The organism is Modestobacter versicolor, assembly GCF_014195485.1.
Taxonomy (GTDB): Bacteria; Actinomycetota; Actinomycetes; order Mycobacteriales; family Geodermatophilaceae; genus Modestobacter; species Modestobacter versicolor.
In genome coordinates, this window is sequence record NZ_JACIBU010000001.1 from 2,495,436 (window position 1) to 2,515,456 (window position 20,021).

The following is a 20,021-nucleotide window of genomic DNA, read 5'->3' on the forward strand; positions in this document are numbered from 1 at the left end:
CGTTACCGTGGACAGTCCGCGCGCGACGTCTGCGCCGGAGCCCCCAGCCGAAGGATGCGAACGCGTGAGCGACGGCCCCCTGATCGTCCAGTCCGACAAGACGCTGCTGCTCGAGGTCGACCACCCGCTGTCCAAGGAGTGCCGGGCGGCGATCGCCCCGTTCGCCGAGCTGGAGCGCTCCCCCGAGCACGTGCACACCTACCGGGTGACGCCGCTGGCGCTGTGGAACGCGCGCGCCGCCGGGCACGACGCCGAGCAGGTGGTCGACGCGCTGGTCCGGTACTCGCGCTACCCCGTGCCGCACGCCCTGCTGGTCGACGTCGCCGACACGATGGACCGCTACGGCCGGCTGACCCTGGCCAACCACCCGGTGCACGGGCTGACGCTGACCAGCACCGACAAGGCCGTGCTGGAGGAGGTCGTCCGCAGCAAGCGGGTGGCCCCGATGCTCGGCGCCCGCATCGACGCCGACTCGATCGTCGTCCACCCCTCCGAGCGCGGCCGGCTCAAGCAGGCGCTGCTCAAGGTCGGCTGGCCGGCCGAGGACCTCGCCGGCTACGTCGACGGGCAGGCGCACCCGATCGAGCTGGACCAGGCCGACTGGCACCTGCGCGACTACCAGCAGGAGGCCGTCGACGGCTTCTGGGCCGGTGGCTCGGGCGTCGTCGTGCTGCCCTGCGGTGCGGGCAAGACCCTGGTCGGCGCGGCCGCGATGGCCGAGGCCAAGGCGACCACGCTGATCCTGGTCACCAACACCGTCTCCGGCCGGCAGTGGAAGCGCGAGCTGATCGCGCGCACGTCGCTGACCGAGGAGGAGATCGGCGAGTACTCCGGGGAGCGCAAGGAGATCCGGCCGGTCACCATCGCCACCTACCAGGTGATCACCACCCGCCGGAAGGGCGAGTACCGGCACCTGGACCTGTTCGACGCCCAGGACTGGGGCCTGATCGTGTACGACGAGGTCCACCTGCTCCCGGCGCCGATCTTCCGGCTCACCGCCGACCTGCAGTCCCGCCGCCGCCTCGGGCTGACCGCGACGCTGGTGCGCGAGGACGGGCGCGAGGACGACGTCTTCTCGCTCATCGGGCCCAAGCGCTACGACGCCCCCTGGCGGGACATCGAGGCGCAGGGGTACATCGCGCCGGCCGAGTGCGTCGAGGTGCGGGTCAGCCTGGACGACGAGGAGCGGATGACCTACGCGGTCGCCGAGCCCGAGGAGCGCTACCGCATCGCGGCGACCGCCCAGTCGAAGCTGCCGGTGATCCGCCGGGTGCTCGACCGGCACCCCGACGAGCAGAAGCTGGTCATCGGCGCCTACCTCGACCAGCTCGACGAGCTCGGCGTGGCCCTGGACGCCCCGGTGATCCAGGGGTCGACGACGAACAAGGAGCGCGAGCGGCTGTTCCAGGCCTTCCGCACCGGCGAGATCAAGACCCTGGTCGTCTCCAAGGTCGCCAACTTCTCCATCGACCTGCCCGAGGCCGCGGTCGCGGTGCAGGTGTCCGGGACGTTCGGCTCGCGGCAGGAGGAGGCCCAGCGCCTCGGCCGGGTGCTGCGGCCCAAGGCCGACGGCCGGCAGGCGCACTTCTACACCGTGGTCTCCCGCGACACCCTGGACAGCGAGTACGCCGCGCACCGGCAGCGCTTCCTGGCCGAGCAGGGCTACGCGTACACGATCGTGGACGCCGCCGACCTGGCCGGCCCGGGCGAGGTCAACGGCCCGGACTGGGTGGACGAGCCCGCCGACTGAGGCCCCGTTTCGCACCGACATGCGCCCCGTTGCTGGGTCCCCGATCGCGGACCCAGCAGCGGGGCGCATCTCGTCGTGCGCTCAGGTCCGGAGGGCGCGGCCCAGCCGGGCCATGCCCTCGGTGACCCGGGCGGGTGAATTGGTGGTGAACGACAGCCGGAGGGTCGCGCGGTCCGGCGTCCCGGCGAAGAACGGGGCGCCGGGCACGAACGCGACGTCGTGGCCCAGCGCCGTCCGCAGCAGGTCGGCGGTGTCGACGGCGCCGGGCAGCCGCGCCCAGACGAACATGCCGCCGTCCGGGTCGCTCCACGTGCTGCCGGCCGGCAGCGCGGTGGGCAGGGCGGCGACCATCGCGTCCCGGCGCTCGGCGTAGGCGGCGCACAGCCGCCGGACGTGCGCGTCCAGGTCGACGGTCGCCAGGTGGTGCGCGGCGGCGGCCTGGTCGATCGTCGAGGTGTGCAGGTCGGCGGCCTGCTTGGCGACGGTGAGGGCGCGCAGCAGCTCGGCCGGTGCCCGCAGCCAGCCCAGCCGCAGGCCCGGCGCCGCGACCTTGGAGAAGCTGCCCAGGTGGACGACGCGGTCCTCGGCCCCCGGCTGGGCCGCCAGCGCCGGCACGTGCGCCCCGCGGTAGCGCAGCTCGCCGTACGGGTCGTCCTCGACCACCCAGGTGCCGTGCCGGGCGGCGAGCTCCGCGACCGCGGCCCGGCGCTCCAGCGGCAGGGTGCGCCCGGTCGGGTTGGCGAAGGTCGGGACCAGGTAGAGCAGCGTCGGCCGCTCACGTGCCAGGACGTCGGCCAGCGCGTCGGGGTCGATGCCGTCGTCGTCCGAGCGGACCGGGACGACGCGGGCGCCGGCGAGCTGGAAGCACTGCAGCGCCGCGAGGTAGGTCGGGTCCTCGACCGCGACGACGGCGCCCGGGTCGAGCAGGGCGGTCGCGAGCAGGGTCAGCGCCTGCTGCGAGCCGGTGGTGACGAGCAGGTCGTCGGGCCCGGTGGGCAGGCCGCGGCCGGTCATCCGCCGGGCGACCTGGGTGCGCAGGTCGCGGTTGCCCTCGGTGGGCGCGTACTGCAGGTGCCGGCGGCCGGCCGGGGTCGACAGCACCGCGGCGAAGGCGGCGCGGATGCCCTCGAGGTCGAACAGCTCGGGCGCGGGCAGGCCGCCGGCGAAGGAGACGACCTCGGGGCGGTCGAGCAGCGCCAGGAGGTCGCGGACCGGGGAGCTGGCGACGCCGCGCAGGCGCTGGGCGAGGGCAGGGGTGGCGACGAGGGACGAGGTCACGGCAGGACTCCAGGAAGCGGCTTCTCGGTACGGGAGGCGGTGCTGGAGGGCGGCTGGGTGTGCCGCGGCCGTCCGCACCGGAGGGGCTTCCTGGTCGAGGAGCCGGGCCGATCCTACGGCCCGCCGACCCCCTGCGGTGCGGTTGGGGACGACGGGACCGGCGGGGCGTGACGGGTCGGTCCGGCACGGGCATGACGAGCGCCACAGTCCGCCCGCCGTCCGGCTGAACGTGCAGGTCAGACCGGGTGCGGCGGCGTCCTATACGTCGTCGGTCCGGACGCGCGCGGGAGGTACCCGGTTGGGCGTGTTGCCCCTCCGCCGACCAAGATGGACCCCGACATGGGGAGTGCATTGCGAGCGGAGGCCGTGGGCCCGCAGACGACCAGCCGACCGCTCCGGGCGTGGCAGCAGGCCGCGCTCGGCAAGTACGAGGAGTCCTCCCCCAAGGACTTCCTGGTCACCGCGACCCCGGGCGCCGGGAAGACCACCTTCGCCCTGACGCTGGCCCAGCGGCTGCTCACCAAGCGCGAGGTCGCCCGCGTCATCGTCGTCTGCCCGACCGACCACCTGCGCATGCAGTGGGCCGACGCGGCGCACGCGATGGGCATCGTGCTCGACCCCAACCTGACCAACGCCGTCGGTCCGGTGCGCCCCGGCACGCAGGGGTACGTGACCACGTACGCCCAGGTCGCCGGCAAGCCGATGCTGCACGCCGCCCGGGCCACCAGCGTGAAGACGTTGGTCATCCTGGACGAGGTGCACCACGCCGGTGACGGCCTCTCCTGGGGTGAGGCGGTCGAGGAGGCCTACGGCCGCGCGGCCCGCAGGCTCTGCCTGACCGGGACGCCGTTCCGCACCAAGGCCGACGAGCGCATCCCGTTCGTGCGGTACATGGAGGACGGCTTCGAGGGCCAGGGCGGCCTGATGTCGATGGCCGACTTCACCTACGGCTACAAGGAGGCGCTGGCCGACAACGTCGTCCGGCCGGTCGTCTTCGCCGCCTACACCGGGACGTCGCGGTGGCGGAACTCCGCCGGCGAGGTCGTCGCCGCCTCGCTGAGCGAGGCCGGCACCCGCTCGGTGGAGATGCAGGCCTGGCGCACCGCGCTGGACCCCAAGGGCCAGTGGGTGCCGCACGTCATCGCCGCGATGGACGACCGGATCACCCACCTGCGCGAGACCGGGATGCCGGACGCCGCCGGGCTGGTGCTGGCCAGCGACCAGGACGACGCCCGCGAGTACGCCAAGATCGTCCGCCGGGTCACCGGGAAGGCGCCGGAGCTGATCCTCTCCGACGACCCGAAAGCGTCGAAGAAGATCGAGAAGTTCAACCTCGGCGGGGCCCGGATCGCGGTGTGCGTGCGGATGGTCTCCGAGGGCGTCGACGTGCCCCGCGCCGCCGTCCTGGCCTGGATGACCTCCTACCGGACGCCGCTGTTCTTCGCCCAGGCCGTCGGGCGCGTGGTGCGTGCCCGCGGGGCGCACGAGTCGGCGACGGTCTTCCTCCCGGCGGTGCGGCCGCTGCTGGCGCTGGCCGCGTCGATGGAGGAGCAGCGCAACCACGTCATGCCGCCGCCGAAGTCGCAGCCCGACGAGGAGCTGGAGGCGCTCGACCTGCCGCCCCGCGAGCCGCGCGAGGGTGAGCTGCAGAAGTGGGAGGCGCTGGAGGCCGACGCCCGGTTCGCGCACGTGCTGCACAGCGGGACGGCGCACACCGGTGAGGGTTCGCCGGGGACGACGGTGGTCGAGCCCGAGGACGAGGACTTCCTGGGCATCCCCGGGCTGCTGACCGCCGCGCAGACCGCCGAGCTGCTGGCCAAGCGGGACGACGAGCTGCGCATCCGGGTCGCCGCCTCGCACCGCCGCGGGGACGACGACGGCTTCATGGTGGTCGAGGACCACCCCGAGGAGCCGGTGGCCGGCAACGGCTGGCGCGACGTCGCCGAGCTGCGCCGGGAGATCAACCGGCTGGTCAACCGGATCGCGGCCAAGACCTCGACCCCGCAGGCCGTGGTGCACACCCAGCTGCGCCAGTCGGTGCCCGGCCCGCCGTCGGCGTCGGCGTCGGTCGACGTGCTGCGCGCCCGCCGGGAGCGTCTCCGCACCATGCTCTGAGGCGCTCCTCCGCTCGTGCACGCCCTCCGTGCGCGTTGCTCGTGCTGCAGCGCCGGCAATGCAGGCGGAACGCGTGCACCGCGGTGCCGATCATCGCCGAGTGGCTGCCCGACACGCCCGCAGAGGCAGCCGGACGCCGATGATCAACTCGCGGTCAGCAGGCCGCGGGCCGCGGCGATCGCGACCGCCTCGGTGCGGCCGCCGGCGCCGAGCTTGGCCAGGATGTTGCTGACGTGCACGCTGGCCGTCTTCTCGCTGATGAACAGCTCGGCGCCGATCTGCCGGTTGGTGCGGCCGGCCGCCATCAGCGCCAGCACCTCCTGCTCCCGCGGCGTGAGGACGGCGCCCACGTCGACGGCCCGCGGGGCACCGGCGAACTCGAGCCGGCCGCGCCGGGCCAGCGCCTCGACAGCCGTGCGCAGCGGCGCCGCCCCGAGCCGCACCGCCACCTCGTGCGCGGCGGCCAGCTCGGCCGTCGCCCCCGCCCGGTCGTCGGTGGCCAGCAGCGCCTCGGCCAGCCGGAACCGCGACCGGGCCTGCTCGTAGACGTTGCCGTACCCGAACAGCTCGACCACGGCGCGCCACTGCTCGGGCGCCGGGACGCCGCGTGCCCGCAGCGCCTCGGCCTCCAGCCGCGCCTCCCACGCCCGGGCCTCCGGGCCGGCCGCGCCGATCGCCGGGTCGTGCGCCCGGGCCGCCGTCCGGCCGGCGTCGGCGAGGGACTCCGCCTCCGCCTGCCAGCCGGCCAGCGCCTCGGCGTCACCGACCAGCCGGGCGGCGGCAGCGGCGTCCGCGACCGCCGCCAGCGCGGTCGCGACGAGCCGCACCGTGGCCAGGCGGTCCTCGCCCCACAGCTGGTGCAGCCGGTCGTCGGCCCAGCGGGCGCGCTCGGCCGCCGTGCGCGCATCGCCCTCGGCCGCGGCCAGCTCGATCTCCGCGGAGACGGTGGCCAGCATCAGCAGCACGTGGGCGTCCCACCGCGTCGCCAGCCCCTGCGCCCAGGCCAGCCGCTGCCGCGCCTGCGGGTCGCCCCGCCCGACCAGCACCAGCAGGCCGCCGGCCCGCACGTGGGCGGCCATGTCCGGCACCCGGGCCACCTCGTCGGCGGCGCGCAGGCTGCCGTCCCAGTCGCCGCCGACGTAGCGGGCGACGACCTCCAGGTGCCGCAGCTCGGCGCCGTAGAAGGACCACTCCATGCCCAGCGCGCGTGCCCGGGCCAGCCCGGCCGCGGCGTGCTCGAGCGTCTCGGCGACCTCCCCGGCCTCGTAGGCGACGATCGCCAGGCTGAACCAGACCCGCATCTCGACGTCGGGGTCACCGGACCGCTCGGCGCGCTCACGGGCCTCGTGCAGCCGGGCACGCAGGGTCGGCAGGTCGCCGGAGTCCTGCAGCCGGGCCAGCGAGACCGCGGTGTCGGCCCACGCGCTGTCCAGGCCGAGGGCGTCGGCGGCGACCAGCGCCTCGATCGCGGCGACGTCGCCCTCGGCCACCCGCCCCAGCGAGTAGAGCGTGCGGGCGTGCGCGGCCGCCGCCCAGGTGCGCACCGGCGAGGGCGGGTCGGCGGGCACCAGCGCCATCGCGGCCGTGCTCTCCCGCAGCGCCTCGCCGGCCTCCTCGATCCGGGTCAGCGCCTGGGCCAGCGTGTAGTGCACCCGCGCCCGCGCCTCCGGGTCGCCGTCGGGGCCGAGCAGCTGCTGGGCCGAGCGCAGCAGCCCGACACCGCGGTGCAGCTCGCCGATGGCCCGGGCCGCCGCCGCGGTGTCCAGCAGCAGCACCCACTGCTCGCGACCGGCCCGCTCGGCGGCGTCGGGGACGGCGGACCAGAGCGCCAGCGCCGTCTCCAGGTGCTGGAGCTGCTCCGCCGGGGCGCCGACCCGGCGGGCGGCGTCGGCCGCCTCCAGCGAGGCGCTGAACGCACCGGGCAGGTCGTTGCTCTCCCGGGCGTGGTGCGCGCGCTCGGCGGCGGTGCCGGCCCCGGGGTGCGCGGCGAGGTGCGCGGCGACCTCGGCGTGCAGCCGCACCCGCTCGCCGGGCAGCAGGTCGGCGAGCACGGCCTCGCGCAGCAGCGCGTGCCGGAAGCGGTAGCGGCCGTCCTCGGAGACGACCAGCAGGTGGTGGTGCACCGCCTCGGCCAGCGCCTGCTCGGTCTCCTGCGGCGACTGCGAGGAGACGGCGGAGACCAGCTCGTGCCGCACCTGCCGGCCCGCGACGGCCGCGACCCGCAGCACCTGCTGGGCCGCCGGTGTCAGCTGCTCGACCCGGGCCAGCAGGACGTCGGTGAGCCCCATCGGCAGCGCCTCGCCGGCCAGACCCGCGGCGAGCAGCTCCTCGGCGTAGAAGGCGTTGCCCTCGGCGCGGGCGACGACGTCCTCGACGGTGGCCGCGGGGACCCCACCGGAGGCCGAGGCCAGCCCGCGGACCAGCGCCTCGACGTCGGAGGCGGGCAGCGGCTCGAGGGCCAGCCGGTCGACGCCGGGCAGCCGGACGAGCTCGGCCAGCAGCGGCCGCAGCGGGTGGCGGCGGTGCAGGTCGTCGGCGCGGTACGAGACGACGACCACGACCGCCGGGTCCTCGGCCAGCCGGGCGAGCAGGTAGCGGAGCAGGTCACGGCTGGAGCGGTCGGCCCAGTGCACGTCCTCCAGCACGACCAGCAGCGGGCGGTCCTCGGCGAGGTCGCTGAGCAGCGACGCGACCGCCTCGAACAGCTGCAGCCGGCCGTCGTCCGCCGGGGGGCGGAACGCGCCGCGGGCCAGCGGGCTGCCGCCGTCCACCTCGTCGGTGGGGACCGCCGCGGCACCCGGCCGGCCGGTGAGCAGCCCGGCGAGCACCGGGTGGTCGGCCAGCCCGGGCGCCAGCTCGGGGTCGGCGACGACCGGCCGCAGCAGGTCGACGAAGGGCAGGTAGGGCAGGCCGACGTCGCCGAGGTCGACGCAGTGGCCGGTGAGCACCCGCAGGCCGCGCTCGGCGGCCCGGCGGGACAGCTCGTCGAGCAGCCGGGTCTTGCCGACGCCGGCGTCCCCGGCGACCAGGACCGCCGACGGCCGGCCCTCGACCGCCCGGTCGACGTGCGCCATCAGCCGCGCGAGCTCGTCAGCGCGGCCGACCAGCGGACCCTCGTCCCAGCGCGGCATGGCGCCGATCGTGGCAGAGGGCACGGACACCGACGTGCGCGCTCAGTGCGCGCGCCGGCGGCGGGCGATCCAGGAACCACGCCGGCTGCCGGTGGCGAAGGACTTCGCGACCTGCTCGCGGCGGTAGGCCAGCTCGGCCTCGAGGGCGGCGTTCGGGTAGTGGGTCATGACCGTCTCCTTGGATCTCGTCCGGGTGGAACGAGAGGAACGGTCGTCCTGAGGGGGTGGCCCGGGCATCGGTCGACCACGCAGTCCTGCGGGTCGGCCGGGCCTGAGGTGCGTCTGAGGGGCCTCAGACGCACCTCAGGAGGGCTCAGCGGACGGCGTACTCCGCGCCGTCGTCGACCACGTCGGAGTCGTCCGAGGAGTCGTCGTCGTCATCGGAACCGGAGACCGGCTCGGGCACCGGCTGGTCGGTGTCCTGGTCGAACTCGCCGTTGCCGTCGGTGTCGGCGAACAGGGTCGCCTCGAGGTCGGTGTCCTCGGTGAGCGCGGGCTCCAGCGCGACCTCGACGTCGTCCGTCGTCCCGACCTGCAGCTGGGTCGAGCCGAGCACGGTGCCGTCGTCCGGCCGGTCGTCCTCGTCGACCGTGACGACGACGAAGCCGCCCTGCGGCGCGGAGACGGTGTCGACGACGGCGCTGCTGCCGTCACCCTCCTGGTCCTCGAAGGACAGGTCGGCCTGCTGGTCGCTGCCCGCCTGGCCCCCTGGGGCGACCGTGGTCTCCCCCGCGGTGGCCGGTGACGACGCCGGGGCGTCGCCCTCCGGCGCGTCGTCACCGCAACCGGCGAGCAGGAGGACGGCCACAGCGGACGGGACGGCGAGGGATGCACGAAGATGGGGTCTCACACCGGGACTGCTGCCCACGGGCTCGTGGTTCCACACGACAGACCTCTCCGGGACGTCCACCTCACTGGCGTGGGGACCAGCCGCCGAGGGAACCCACCAGACCGACCGGCGTCCGCCCTGCGACGTCGAGGAGAGGAGCACCGTGCCCCACACCGGGACGAACGAACTGACCCCGACCGTCTTCGTGCTCTACGGCGCGACCGGGGACCTGGCCCGCCGGATGGTGCTGCCGGCGTTCTTCGAGCTGGCCCAGCACGGCCTGCTGCCCGACGACTGGCGGCTGATCGGCAGCGGCCGGGGCGAGCGCACCGACGAGGAGTTCGTCGAGCACGTGCGCGGCGCCCTCGAGGAGTTCGGCCGCAAGCCCGAGGAGGGCCCCTGGGACGACTTCGCCAAGCGGCTGCGCTTCGCCGGCGGCGGCTTCACCGCCGACGACCCGGGCCAGCTGCTCGACGTGCTGTCCACCGCCCGCGAGGAGATCGGCGAGGACGCGCAGCTCGTGCACTACCTCTCCCTCCCGCCCAAGGCGTTCACCGGCTACACCCGCGCGCTGGGCGCCCACGGCCTGGGCGAGGGCGCCCGGGTGGTCTACGAGAAGCCGTTCGGCGACTCCCCCGACGCCTTCCGCGAGCTCGACGACCTCGTGCACTCGGTGTTCTCCGAGGACCAGGTCTTCCGCATCGACCACTTCCTGGGCAAGGAGGGCACCCAGGACCTGCACGTGCTCCGCTTCGCCAACGGGCTCTTCGAGCACATCTGGAGCCGCGAGCACGTGGCGCAGGTGCAGATCGACGTCCCCGAGGACCTCGACGTCGCCGACCGCGCCGACTTCTACGACGCCACCGGCGCGACCCTGGACATGCTGGTCACCCACCTGTTCCAGGTGGCGGCCGAGGTCGCCATGGAGCCACCGGTCAGCTTCTCGGCCGACGACATCCTCTCCGCGCGCGAGTCGGTGCTCGGCAAGTTCCGCCCGCTGGCACCGGAGGACGTCGTCCTGGGCCAGTTCGAGGGCTACCGCGAGCTGGACGGCGTGCCGGACGACAGCGACACCGACACCTTCGTCGCCGCCCGGCTGTTCATCGACTCCGGCCGCTGGCGCGGCGTGCCCTTCCTGCTGCGCACCGGCAAGCGGATGGCGGCCAAGCAGCAGCGGGTGAGCCTGGTGCTGCACCGGCCGAAGGGCCCGGTCGACGACGTGCCGGCCAACGGCAACGTGATCTCCCTGTCGCTCGCCGGGGCCGGCGCGGTCGACATCGACGTCATGGCCAAGCGGCCCGGCCCGGACCTCGCGATGGCCCCGGCCCGGGTGTCGCTGGACCTGTCGAAGATCCCCGGCGGTGAGCCGCTGGCGCCCTACGTCTCGCTGATCCACGACGTGCTGGTCGGCGACCGGTCGCTGTTCACCACCAGCGAGGGCCTGGCCCAGACCTGGCGGGCGCTGCAGCCGGTGCTCGACGAGCGGCCCGAGGTGCACCCCTACGCGCCCGGCTCGTGGGGCCCGGCCGAGGCCAACGCGCTGGCCGGCGAGCACGGCTGGCTGCTGGGGCAGACCGAGGAGTAGCGGCTCCACGCGAACGGCCCCCGTCCTGGTGGACGGGGGCCGTTCTGCGTCTGGGTCCGAGCCGGACGCTGGTCGCCTCGCGGCGGTTTGCACATCCGCGGCTCCAGCCCCCGACCGAGGTCGGGGCGGTGTTCCGCGGCGGCAGTTATCTAGTGGAGCCCGGGGACACAGGTCGCCCGGCCCGGACGTCCCCGACTCTACCCCTGGTGACGTGCTGGAGCGGCCCCGGCGCAGGGTCCCGCCATGAGCTCGCGAACGGTGGGGGGCGGCGGGTCCTCCTAGTTGAAGCCGCGGTCGTCCTGCTTCAGCGCGGTGTCGACGGTGAGCGCCGAGGCCAGCACCAGGCTGGCCAGCGGCTCCTCCAGCCGCTGGTGCACCTGGACGACGTAGTTGTCCGCGGTGGTGAACACCGTCCGGGCCAGGCCCTCCCACTTCTTGGTGATCCGGGCGATCTCCCGCCCCGACCCGTCGGTGATCGCGAAGTCCCAGGCCCGCCAGTTCTCCGCCTGGATCGCGCCCAGCAGCTGACCGCCCACGACGAGGTCGAAGCGGATCTTGCCGAACGCGTTGGCCTGCACGATCTCCCCGACCGGGGAGCCGTCCGGCCGGGCCACCTGGACGCGCGACTTCACCAGCTTCGCCGGCCGGGTGAGCACCAGCACCGGCCCGGTCGCGTCGCGCACCTCGAGCCGGTGGGTGAGGAACTGGTCGAAGGAGGACAGCAGCCGCACCGCCTTCTTCACGGTGCTCTGGCCGACCTCGACGACGGCGCCCTGCTGCTGACCGTTGCCGTCGAACACGGCGTACTCGTTGGTCAGCTCGATCAGCTTGGTCTTCTGGCTGACGACCAGGACCGGCTGCTCCAGCAGCACCGACCGCGGCCAGCCCCCGCCCTGCGGGAACGCCTGCGGGGCTGCCTGCTGCACGGGTACGGGCGCGGGGGCCGGGGGCTGCTGGACGTGCTCGGTCCACCCCTGGCCGTCCCACCAGCGGGTGCCGGCGCCGCCGGCGGGGTCGGGGTACCAGCCCGGTGGGGGCGGGGACTGCGTCATGGCCGGGACGGTAGCCGCCGACCCGCGTGCCAGACTCGCGGCGTGGCCGGGGTGGACTTCGAGGACTGGGCGGCGCTGGCCGGTGACTCCCCCACCTCGCGCACCGAGTGGGCAGCCGTCGTCGGCGCCTGGAGCGAGCCGCACCGCCGCTACCACGACCTCGCGCACCTGGCCGCCGTGCTCGGGCTGGTCGACCAGCTCAGCGACGCCGCGGCCGACCCGACCGCCGTCCGGCTGGCCGCCTGGTACCACGACGTGGCCTACGACCCGCTGCGCAGCGACAACGAGGAGGCCAGCGCCGCCCGCGCCCGGATCGGCCTGCTCGGCCTGGTGGACGACGCGACGGTCGACGAGGTGGAGCGGCTGGTGCTGCTCACCGCCGGGCACGCCCCGGAGCCGGACGACGCGAACGGCGCCGTCCTCTGCGACGCCGACCTGGCCGTGCTGGCGAGCCCGCCGGCGGCCTACGTCGCCTACGCCACGGCGGTCCGCGAGGAGTACGGGCACCTCTCCGACGCCGAGTTCACCGCCGGGCGCACCGCCGTCCTGGAGCACCTGCTGGCGCTGCCCGCGCTGTTCCGGACGCCGGCGGCCGCGGCGCGGTGGGCCGAGCCGGCCCGGGCGAACCTGACCGCCGAGCTCAGCCTGCTGCGCGCGCGTTCTTCTTGAGCCGCAGCCCGGCGGCCACCAGCCGCCGGAGCAGCTCCCGGGAGCCCACCGGCTCCGCGCCCGCGGCCACCGCCTCGTCGTAGAGGTCCTCCGGGACGTCGTAGTGGTCGCCCTGGAACGCCCGCCGCGGCATGCCCAGGTGCTCGGCCACGAAGGCGTGCAGCTCGTCGTAGCCGACGTCGCTGACCAGGTGCGACCAGTTGCGCCCCCGCCAGGGCCACACGGGACTGTCGATCAGCACGGCCACCGTGCCAGTCTCCACGCATGGACGACGTCCACGTGCATGCGTCCCCCGTCCTCCCGGTGGCCGACCTGGACCGGGCACTGGCCCACTACGCGGCCCTCGGCTTCTCGACGAGTCGACATGACGACACCTACGGCTTCGCCGCCTGGGCCGGTCTCGAACTCCACCTCGCCGTCGTGCCCGGTCACGATCCACTCCGAACCGCGTCGGCGGTGTTCCTGCACGTGCCGGACGCCGACGCGGTGGCCGCTCTGCTGGTCGCCACCGGAGTGGGGCGCACGACCTCGCCCGTGGACACGTCCTACGGGATGCGTGAGGGCGCGCACGTCGACCCGGACGGCAACCTGCTCCGGTTCGGCTCCCCGCTAGCGTCTGGGTCGTGACCGAGGAGATCCGCTGGGGAGTCGTGGGACCGGGCCGCATCGCCGAGAAGGTGGTGGCGGACTTCGCCGTCGTCGAGGGCGCACGGGCGGTGGCCGTCGCGTCGCGCTCGCTGCAGCGCGCGCAGGACTTCGCCGGCCGGCACGGCATCGAGCGGGCGCACGGCTCGTACGCCGACGTCCTCGCCGACCCCGAGGTCGACGTCCTCTACGTCGCCACCCCGCACCCGCAGCACCACGCGATCGCCCTCGCCGCCCTGCGCGCGGGCAAGGCGCTGCTGGTCGAGAAGGCCTTCACCGCCACGGTGGCCGGCGCCCGGGAGGTGGCCGACCTGTCCCGGGAGACCGGTGTCTTCGCCATGGAGGCGATGTGGACCCGGTTCCAGCCGGCCGTCGTCCGGCTGCGGGAGCTGATCGCCGAGGGCGCCATCGGCGAGGTGCGCTCGGTGCAGGCCGACCTCGGCGTGCAGCGCGACTTCGACCCCACCGACCGGCTCTTCGCCAAGGAGCTCGGCGGCGGGGCACTGCTCGACCTCGGCGTCTACGTCGTCTCCTTCGCCCAGATGCTGCTCGGCGACCCGGACACGGTCACCGCGACCGGCTCGACCTTCGAGACCGGGGTCGACGCCGAGGTGTCGCTCCTGCTCGGGTACGCGGACGGCCGCTCGGCGACGCTGATGACCTCGCTGCGCAACGCGCTGCCCGGTCAGGCCCGGGTGTTCGGCACGGCGGGTTGGATCGACGTGCTGCCGCGCTTCCACCACCCGCAGACGATCGTGCTGCACCGGGCCGGCGCCGAGCCCGAGGAGATCACCCTCCCCCAGCTCGGCGGCGGGTACTCGCACGAGCTCATCGAGGTCACCGAGTGCGTGCGGGCCGGGCGGGGCGAGAGCGCGGTGATGCCGCTGGCCGACACGCTCGCGGTCCAGGACGTGCTCGAGCAGGCCTCCGGTCAGCTCGGCGTGACGTTCGCCGAGGACGCCGCCGTCCTCTGACGGGGCTTCTTCGGCGGCGGCTTCGGCGGCCAGGCGGCACCGCTCGCCTCGGCCGCCGTCGGCACCCGGGTGTGCGTGCCGCCGGTGGCGCGCACCGCCTCGGCGAACGTCACGGCGTCGACCGTGGCGGCCCCGCCGGGGTCGTTGTTGAAGTAGACGAGGACGTCGTCGTCCCCGTAGGTGTCGGCCAGCCGCTGCGCCCACAGCTGCAGCGTCTCGGGTGGGTAGCCCCAGCCCTGCGCCCCGGTGTGCAGCCGCAGGTAGCCCCACTCCGCGGTGCGCCACAGCGGGGCGACCGGCTGCTCGGCGCGGTCGGCCCAGCAGAGCGCGGCCTGGTAGCGCTCCAGCAGTGCCCGGACGTCGTCGGTCCACCAGCTCTCGTGCCGCGGCTCGACGGCGACCCGGGTGCCCGCGGGGAACTGGCCCAGGCAGGCGCTGAGCAGGTCGACGTCGGCCTTGAGGGTGGGCGGCAGCTGCAGCAGGACGACGTCGAGCCGGTCGCCCAACCCGGCCACCCGGTCCATCAGCCGGGCCACGGGCTCCTCGGGGTCGCGCAGCCGCTTGATGTGGGTGAGGAACCGGCTGCCCTTGACCGCCCACCGGTAGTCCGGCGGGGTGCGCTCCCGCCAGCGCTCGAAGGTGCTCTTCTCCGGCAGCCGGTAGAAGGCGTTGTTGCTCTCGACGGTCGCGAAGTGCGCAGCGTGGTGCTCCAGCCACAGCCGCTGCGGCATGGCCTCCGGGTAGAAGCGGCCCCGCCAGTCGCGGTACTGCCAGCCCGACGTCCCGATGATCACCGTCACCCCGGCCGCCTACCCTGCTCGGCCATGGGCGACTCCCCCGCACGGTTCCTGGACCTCTGCCTGGACGCCGTCGACCACCAGGCGCTGGCCGACTGGTGGTGCGCGGCGATGGGCTACCGGCGCGACCGCGACGGCGGTGAGTCCGAGCCGGTGCTGATCGTCGACCCCGCCGGGACGGGCCCGAGCATCTGGGTCAACCGCGTGCCCGAGCGCAAGACGGTGAAGAACCGCATGCACCACGACGTGGTCGGCGACACCGGCGCGCTGCTCGCGCTGGGCGCCACCCTCCTCCGCCGCCGGGACGACGAGGTGCACTGGGACGTGCTGGCCGACCCCGAGGGCAACGAGTTCTGCGTCTTCAGCCGGGAGTGACCCTCACCGCGGCGATCATGGCGTTGGGGGGGCGACACACCGCGTCACACCGGCGCGCCGTCACCGCAGCTCCATGATCACCGCAGCGGGAGCCCGAGGGCCCGTGGAACGCCAACAGGGGCGGCCCCGCGAGTGCGGGACCGCCCCTGCCGGGCAGTGCGGGTGGTGCAGTGCTCAGCTGGCGCCGAGCGGTGGACTCAGAAGTCCATGCCGCCCATGCCGCCGTCGCCGCCGCCGGCCATGGCCGGGGCGTTCTTCTCCGGCTTGTCGGCGATGACGGCCTCGGTGGTGAGGAAGAGCGCCGCGATGGAAGCGGCGTTCTGCAGCGCCGAGCGGGTGACCTTGGCCGGGTCGATGATGCCGGCCGCGATCAGGTCCACGTACTCGCCGGTGGCGGCGTTGAGGCCCCAGCCGGTCTCGGAGTTGCGGACCTTCTCCGCCACGACGCCACCCTCGAGGCCGGCGTTGATGGCGATCTGCTTCAGCGGGGCCTCGAGCGCGACGCGCACGATGTTGGCACCGGTCGCCTCGTCACCCTCGAGGTCGAGCTTCTCGAACGCGACCGTGGTGGCCTGCGCCAGGGCGACGCCACCACCGGCGACGATGCCCTCCTCGACGGCGGCCTTGGCGTTGCGCACCGCGTCCTCGATGCGGTGCTTGCGCTCCTTCAGCTCCACCTCGGTGGCGGCACCGGCCTTGATGACCGCAACACCGCCGGCCAGCTTGGCCAGGCGCTCCTGCAGCTTCTCGCGGTCGTAGTCGGAGTCCGACTTCTCGATCTCGGCGCGGATCTGGTTGACGCGACCCTGGATCTGGTCGGCGTCACCGGCGCCCTCGATGATGGTCGTCTCGTCCTTGGTGGTGACGAACTTGCGCGCGCGGCCCAGCAGCGACAGGTCGGCGTTGTCGAGCTTGAGGCCGACCTCCTCGCTGATGACCTGGCCACCGGTGAGGATGGCGATGTCGGCGAGCATGGCCTTGCGACGGTCACCGAAGCCGGGGGCCTTGACGGCGACCGACTTGAAGGTGCCGCGGATCTTGTTGACCACCAGGGTCGCGAGGGCCTCGCCCTCGACGTCCTCGGCGATGATCGCCAGCGGCTTGCCGGACTGCATGACCTTCTCCAGCAGCGGGAGCAGGTCCTTGACCGAGGAGATCTTCGAGTTGACGACCAGGATGTACGGGTCGTCGAGCACGGTCTCCATGCGGTCGGTGTCGGTGACGAAGTAGGCCGACAGGTGACCCTTGTCGAAGCGCATGCCCTCGGTGAGCTCGAGCTCGAGCCCGAAGGTGTTGCTCTCCTCGACGGTGATGACGCCTTCCTTGCCGACCTTGTCCATCGCCTCGGCGATGAGCTCGCCGATGGCCGGGTCCGCGGCGGAGATCGAGGCGGTGGCCGCGATCTGCTCCTTGGTCTCGACGTCCTTGGCGGTGGACAGCAGGTACTCGGAGACCGAGGCGACGGCCTTCTCGATGCCCTTCTTCAGGGCCATCGGGTTGGCGCCGGCGGCGACGTTGCGCAGCCCCTCGCGGACGAGGGCCTGGGCGAGCACGGTGGCGGTGGTGGTGCCGTCACCCGCGACGTCGTCGGTCTTCTTGGCGACCTCCTTGACGAGCTCGGCCCCGATCTTCTCCCACGGGTCCTCGAGCTCGATCTCCTTGGCGATGCTCACACCGTCGTTGGTGATGGTGGGGGCACCCCACTTCTTCTCGAGCACGACGTTCCGGCCACGGGGGCCGAGGGTCACCTTGACGGCGTCGGCGAGGGTGTTCATCCCTCGCTCGAGGCCGCGGCGCGCCTCTTCGTTGAACGCGATCATCTTGGCCATGTGGTGATGTCCTCCGAGCGTGGATCGCTGCACGGCCGGGTCCGGCGCCCGCGACGGACGGCACCAGCGCCGTGGACGCTCCTGCGGCCCACGTACCGGTACCTCACCGTTCCGACCTGATTGGCACTCGACAGGCGTGAGTGCCAGTAAGGAGTCTGGCACTCGGCCTGTGCGAGTGCAAGAACGGGGGGTCGCCGAGGCTTGTTCCCGGGCCCGGGAACGCAGCGAGGCCCGGCCCCCTGCAGGGGACCGGGCCTCGGGGCTGTGCAGTTCAGACGCTGCGGACGGCGTCGGCCTGCGGGCCCTTCTCGCCCTGGACGACCTCGAAGCTGACCCGCTGGCCCTCGTCGAGGCTCTTGTAGCCGTCCATCTGGATGGCCGAGTAGTGGACGAAGACGTCCTGACCGCCGTCGACGGCGATGAAGCCGAAGCCCTTCTCGGCGTTGAACCACTTCACGGTGCCCTGTGCCACGTGTGCTCCCACGTTTCGTGCGTGCGGACGGCCACTCCTGATCGAGGGGCCGGGGTCTTGCTCTTCCGCCCGTCGATCACGAACGTGGGAGTAGAACCGCGCGGAACGGTACAGGAACTGGTGTCCCAGGTCACTGGTCGGTGTCGCGACTCCCCCGGCGGTGTGGTACCGGGTGTCGCGCCGGGCGTGTCTAGGCGATGAGGCCGGCCTCGCGCAGCGACTTCAGCGACGGCTGCACGTGGTGCGACGGGCCGACGACCGGCAGCAGCGGGTCGAGGGTCTTGAGCCCCTCACCGGTGTTGAGGACGACGACCTCCTGGGTCGGGTCGAGCCGGCCGTCCTCGACCAGCTGGCGCAGCACCGCGGTGGTCACCCCGCCGGCGGTCTCGGCGAAGACGCCGGTGGTGCGGGCCAGGTCACGGATCCCGGCGACGATCTCGTCGTCACCGACCCGGCCGACCGACCCGCCGGTGCGCCGGATGGCGTCCAGCGCGTAGGGGCCGTCGGCGGGGTTGCCAATGTTCAGCGACTTGGCGATGCCGGTCGGCTTGACCGGCTTGACGACGTCCCAGCCGTTGTCGAAGGCGGTGGCGATCGGGTCGCAGCCGGCCGACTGGGCGCCGAAGACCTTCCAGCCGGTGTCCTCGACGATGCCGGCGGCGACCAGCTCGCGCCAGGCCTTGTCGACCTTGGTCAGCAGTGAGCCCGACGCCATCGGGATCACGACCTGGGCCGGGATGCGCCAGCCCAGCTGCTCGGCGATCTCGTAGCCCATCGTCTTCGAGCCCTCGGCGTAGTAGGGCCGGACGTTCTGGTTGACGAAGGCGGTGTCCTCGAACTCGTCGGTCTCGGCGAGCTCGCTGGTCAGCCGGTTGACGTCGTCGTAGCTGCCGTCGACGGCGATGAGCGCCTGGCCGTAGACGGCCGACTGCACGATCTTGCCCGGCTCCAGGTCGCTGGGCACGAAGACGAAGGACGGCAGGCCCATCCGGGCCGCGTGCGCGGCGACGGAGTTGGCCAGGTTGCCCGTCGAGGCGCAGGCGATCTTGGCGTAGCCGAAGCTCTTCGCCGCGGTCGCGGCGAGGCTGACCACCCGGTCCTTGAAGGAGTGGGTCGGGTTGGCCGAGTCGTCCTTGACCCAGAGGCCGCCGGTCAGGCCGAGCTCGGCGGCCAGCCGGTCGGCCCGCACGAGCGGGGTCATGCCCGGGTCGAGGGTGACCCGGTCGGCCGGGTCCTGCCCCACCGGGAGCAGGGCGGCGTACCGCCAGATGTTCTGCGGGCCGGCCTCGATCTGCTGGCGGGTGACCGCACGCATCAGCTCGGGGTCGTAGTCGACCTCGAGCGGGCCGAAGCACTCGGCGCAGGCGTGCTCGGCGATCAGGCCGAAGGTGGCGCCGCAGTTGCGGCACACCAGGCCCCGTGCCGGGTTCGGCGGGACGGGCCCACCAGCGGTGACGTCTGCCTGGGCGGAACCGGGAGCGGTCATGGTCATTCGACGACTACCTCCTCATCTTCCCCGCGCCGGGCCGTCGAGCCGCGCGGGACGGAATTGGCACCTCCCGCTGCGCGTGCGCGCAGGCGGCGGTTGCCGGGGCTTCATCGGGCCGTGTCCCTCTGCCCCTCTGGATGAGTGGAACGGCGAGGACTCTACCCGGGGCGCCGGCCCGCCGGGCCGACCGGCCAGGATGAGGCGGTGGCCACCCGCATCGTCTACACCGACCTCGACGGCACGATGGTCGGCCCGCGCGGCTCGTTCTGGCACACCGCCGAGCGCGGCCTGACCGCGACGCCGGCCGAGGCGCTGCTCGCCCTGCACCGCTCCGGCGCCGTCCTGGTGCTGGTCAGCGGCCGGACGCACGCGCAGCTGCTGGAGGCCGCGCGGATCTTCGCCGCCGACGGCGCGATCTCCGAGCTCGGGTCGCTGGTGAGCTGGGCCGGCGGCCGGGAGACCCACCTGCTCACCGGCGACCTGCCCGCGGAGTTCGCCGGGCGCACCCCGATGTCGGTGATGGCCGAGCTGGGCGTGGTCGAGGAGCTGGTCGCCGCCCACCCGGGCCGGCTGGAGTGGCACGAGCCCTGGCACACCGCCCACTCGGCCGACGCGCTGCTGCGCGGCCGGGTCGACGCCGCGGCGGTCGACAGCTGGCTGGCCGAGCGCGGCTGGGGCTGGCTGACCATGAACGACAACGGCGCGGTGCCGGCGACCCCGCGGATGACGCTGGCCGAGGACGCGCTGCCGCCGCACGTCTACCACCTGATGCCGCGCGGGATCTCCAAGGGCGCGGCGATCAGCTGGGACCTCGCCCGCCGGGGCCTGACCGCCGCGGACGCCGTGGCGGTGGGCGACAGCGTCAGCGACCTGGAGATGGCCCCCGCCGTCGGCCGGCTCTGGGTCACCGCCAACGGGGCCGCGGTCACCGGCATGGACGAGCGGATCTCCGCCGTCCCCAACGCCGCGGTGACCGAGGCGGCGATGGGCGAGGGCTGGGCCCAGGCGGTCCTCGCCAGCCTGTGAAGGTC

The 20,021-nt window shown here is 74.0% G+C and carries 18 protein-coding genes and 1 riboswitch; of the genes, 8 read left to right on the forward strand and 10 right to left on the reverse strand.

The features are described from left to right. Positions 1–64: 64 nt before the first annotated feature. The gene (locus FHX36_RS12235; RefSeq protein WP_110553430.1) at positions 65–1,750 is read left to right on the forward strand and encodes a DNA repair helicase XPB; all 1,686 of its coding nucleotides are present in this window, start codon (positions 65–67) and stop codon (positions 1,748–1,750) included. Positions 1,751–1,831: 81 nt separating this feature from the next. On the opposite strand, the gene FHX36_RS12240 is transcribed toward FHX36_RS12235, so the two are convergent. Further along, complete coding sequence (locus FHX36_RS12240) at positions 1,832–3,028, reverse strand: aminotransferase-like domain-containing protein (RefSeq protein ID WP_110553429.1); 1,197 nt, start codon at positions 3,026–3,028, stop codon at positions 1,832–1,834. A gap of 366 nt (positions 3,029–3,394) precedes the next feature. Here FHX36_RS12240 and FHX36_RS12245 point away from each other — a divergent pair, with 366 nt between their 5' ends. Further along, a complete protein-coding gene (locus FHX36_RS12245) occupies positions 3,395–5,143 on the forward strand; it encodes a DEAD/DEAH box helicase (RefSeq protein ID WP_258372939.1) in 1,749 nt (582 codons plus the stop codon). A gap of 143 nt (positions 5,144–5,286) precedes the next feature. Here FHX36_RS12245 and FHX36_RS23545 read toward each other — a convergent pair whose 3' ends face one another. From FHX36_RS23545 to FHX36_RS12255, 3 genes are all read right to left on the reverse strand, one after another. Next, positions 5,287–8,274 (reverse strand): helix-turn-helix transcriptional regulator, encoded by a 2,988-nt coding sequence (locus FHX36_RS23545; protein WP_183513773.1) that lies wholly within the window; start codon positions 8,272–8,274, stop codon positions 5,287–5,289. Positions 8,275–8,316: 42 nt separating this feature from the next. Next, positions 8,317–8,442 carry a hypothetical protein gene (locus tag FHX36_RS23550; RefSeq protein WP_258372659.1) on the reverse strand — a complete coding sequence of 42 codons (126 nt, stop codon included), beginning with the start codon at positions 8,440–8,442 and terminating at the stop codon, positions 8,317–8,319. 145 nt (positions 8,443–8,587) lie between these two features. Continuing rightward, positions 8,588–9,082 (reverse strand): DUF7282 domain-containing protein, encoded by a 495-nt coding sequence (locus tag FHX36_RS12255; protein WP_110551748.1) that lies wholly within the window; start codon positions 9,080–9,082, stop codon positions 8,588–8,590. A 184-nt stretch (positions 9,083–9,266) separates the two neighbouring features. Here FHX36_RS12255 and FHX36_RS12260 point away from each other — a divergent pair, with 184 nt between their 5' ends. Further along, positions 9,267–10,688: a glucose-6-phosphate dehydrogenase gene (locus FHX36_RS12260; protein ID WP_110551749.1), complete on the forward strand. Its 1,422-nt coding sequence runs from the start codon at positions 9,267–9,269 to the stop codon at positions 10,686–10,688. 278 nt (positions 10,689–10,966) lie between these two features. Here the strand turns inward: FHX36_RS12260 and FHX36_RS12265 are convergent, their stop codons facing one another. Next, entirely contained in the window at positions 10,967–11,740 is a 774-nt protein-coding gene (locus tag FHX36_RS12265) for an LURP-one-related family protein (protein ID WP_110551750.1), read from the reverse strand. A 42-nt stretch (positions 11,741–11,782) separates the two neighbouring features. Between FHX36_RS12265 and FHX36_RS12270 the strand changes: the two genes are divergently transcribed. Next, entirely contained in the window at positions 11,783–12,409 is a 627-nt protein-coding gene (locus FHX36_RS12270) for an HD domain-containing protein (RefSeq protein ID WP_110551751.1), read from the forward strand. Here the strand turns inward: FHX36_RS12270 and FHX36_RS12275 are convergent. Further along, positions 12,381–12,656: a DUF4031 domain-containing protein gene (locus tag FHX36_RS12275; RefSeq protein WP_110551762.1), complete on the reverse strand. Its 276-nt coding sequence runs from the start codon at positions 12,654–12,656 to the stop codon at positions 12,381–12,383. The genes FHX36_RS12270 and FHX36_RS12275 overlap by 29 nt on opposite strands. A gap of 17 nt (positions 12,657–12,673) precedes the next feature. Between FHX36_RS12275 and FHX36_RS12280 the strand changes: the two genes are divergently transcribed. Continuing rightward, on the forward strand, positions 12,674–13,036 hold the full coding sequence (locus FHX36_RS12280; RefSeq protein ID WP_110551752.1) for a VOC family protein: 363 nt from the start codon (positions 12,674–12,676) through the stop codon (positions 13,034–13,036). After that, positions 13,033–14,028 carry a Gfo/Idh/MocA family protein gene (locus FHX36_RS23950; RefSeq protein WP_110551753.1) on the forward strand — a complete coding sequence of 332 codons (996 nt, stop codon included), beginning with the start codon at positions 13,033–13,035 and terminating at the stop codon, positions 14,026–14,028. The genes FHX36_RS12280 and FHX36_RS23950 overlap by 4 nt, the downstream gene beginning before the upstream one ends. Here the strand turns inward: FHX36_RS23950 and FHX36_RS12290 are convergent. Then, positions 13,986–14,828 carry a DUF72 domain-containing protein gene (locus tag FHX36_RS12290; protein ID WP_110551754.1) on the reverse strand — a complete coding sequence of 281 codons (843 nt, stop codon included), beginning with the start codon at positions 14,826–14,828 and terminating at the stop codon, positions 13,986–13,988. The genes FHX36_RS23950 and FHX36_RS12290 overlap by 43 nt on opposite strands. Before the next feature lie 24 nt (positions 14,829–14,852). Between FHX36_RS12290 and FHX36_RS12295 the strand changes: the two genes are divergently transcribed. Next, positions 14,853–15,200: a VOC family protein gene (locus FHX36_RS12295; RefSeq protein ID WP_110551755.1), complete on the forward strand. Its 348-nt coding sequence runs from the start codon at positions 14,853–14,855 to the stop codon at positions 15,198–15,200. Between the two features lie 197 nt (positions 15,201–15,397). Here the strand turns inward: FHX36_RS12295 and groL are convergent, their stop codons facing one another. The 3 genes from groL to thrC form a co-directional block, all read right to left on the reverse strand. Beyond that, positions 15,398–17,029 (reverse strand): chaperonin GroEL, encoded by a 1,632-nt coding sequence (gene groL, locus FHX36_RS12300; RefSeq protein WP_110551756.1) that lies wholly within the window; start codon positions 17,027–17,029, stop codon positions 15,398–15,400. Positions 17,030–17,300: 271 nt separating this feature from the next. Next, the gene (locus FHX36_RS12305; protein WP_110551757.1) at positions 17,301–17,501 is read right to left on the reverse strand and encodes a cold-shock protein; all 201 of its coding nucleotides are present in this window, start codon (positions 17,499–17,501) and stop codon (positions 17,301–17,303) included. Between the two features lie 190 nt (positions 17,502–17,691). Continuing rightward, positions 17,692–18,993 carry a threonine synthase gene (gene thrC, locus FHX36_RS12310; protein WP_220035892.1) on the reverse strand — a complete coding sequence of 434 codons (1,302 nt, stop codon included), beginning with the start codon at positions 18,991–18,993 and terminating at the stop codon, positions 17,692–17,694. A 12-nt stretch (positions 18,994–19,005) separates the two neighbouring features. Next, positions 19,006–19,134, reverse strand: a riboswitch (SAM riboswitch). Between the two features lie 60 nt (positions 19,135–19,194). Between thrC and FHX36_RS12315 the strand changes: the two genes are divergently transcribed. Beyond that, positions 19,195–20,016, forward strand: a complete 822-nt coding sequence (locus FHX36_RS12315; protein WP_110551758.1) for an HAD family hydrolase — start codon at positions 19,195–19,197, stop codon at positions 20,014–20,016. Positions 20,017–20,021 lie beyond the last annotated feature (5 nt).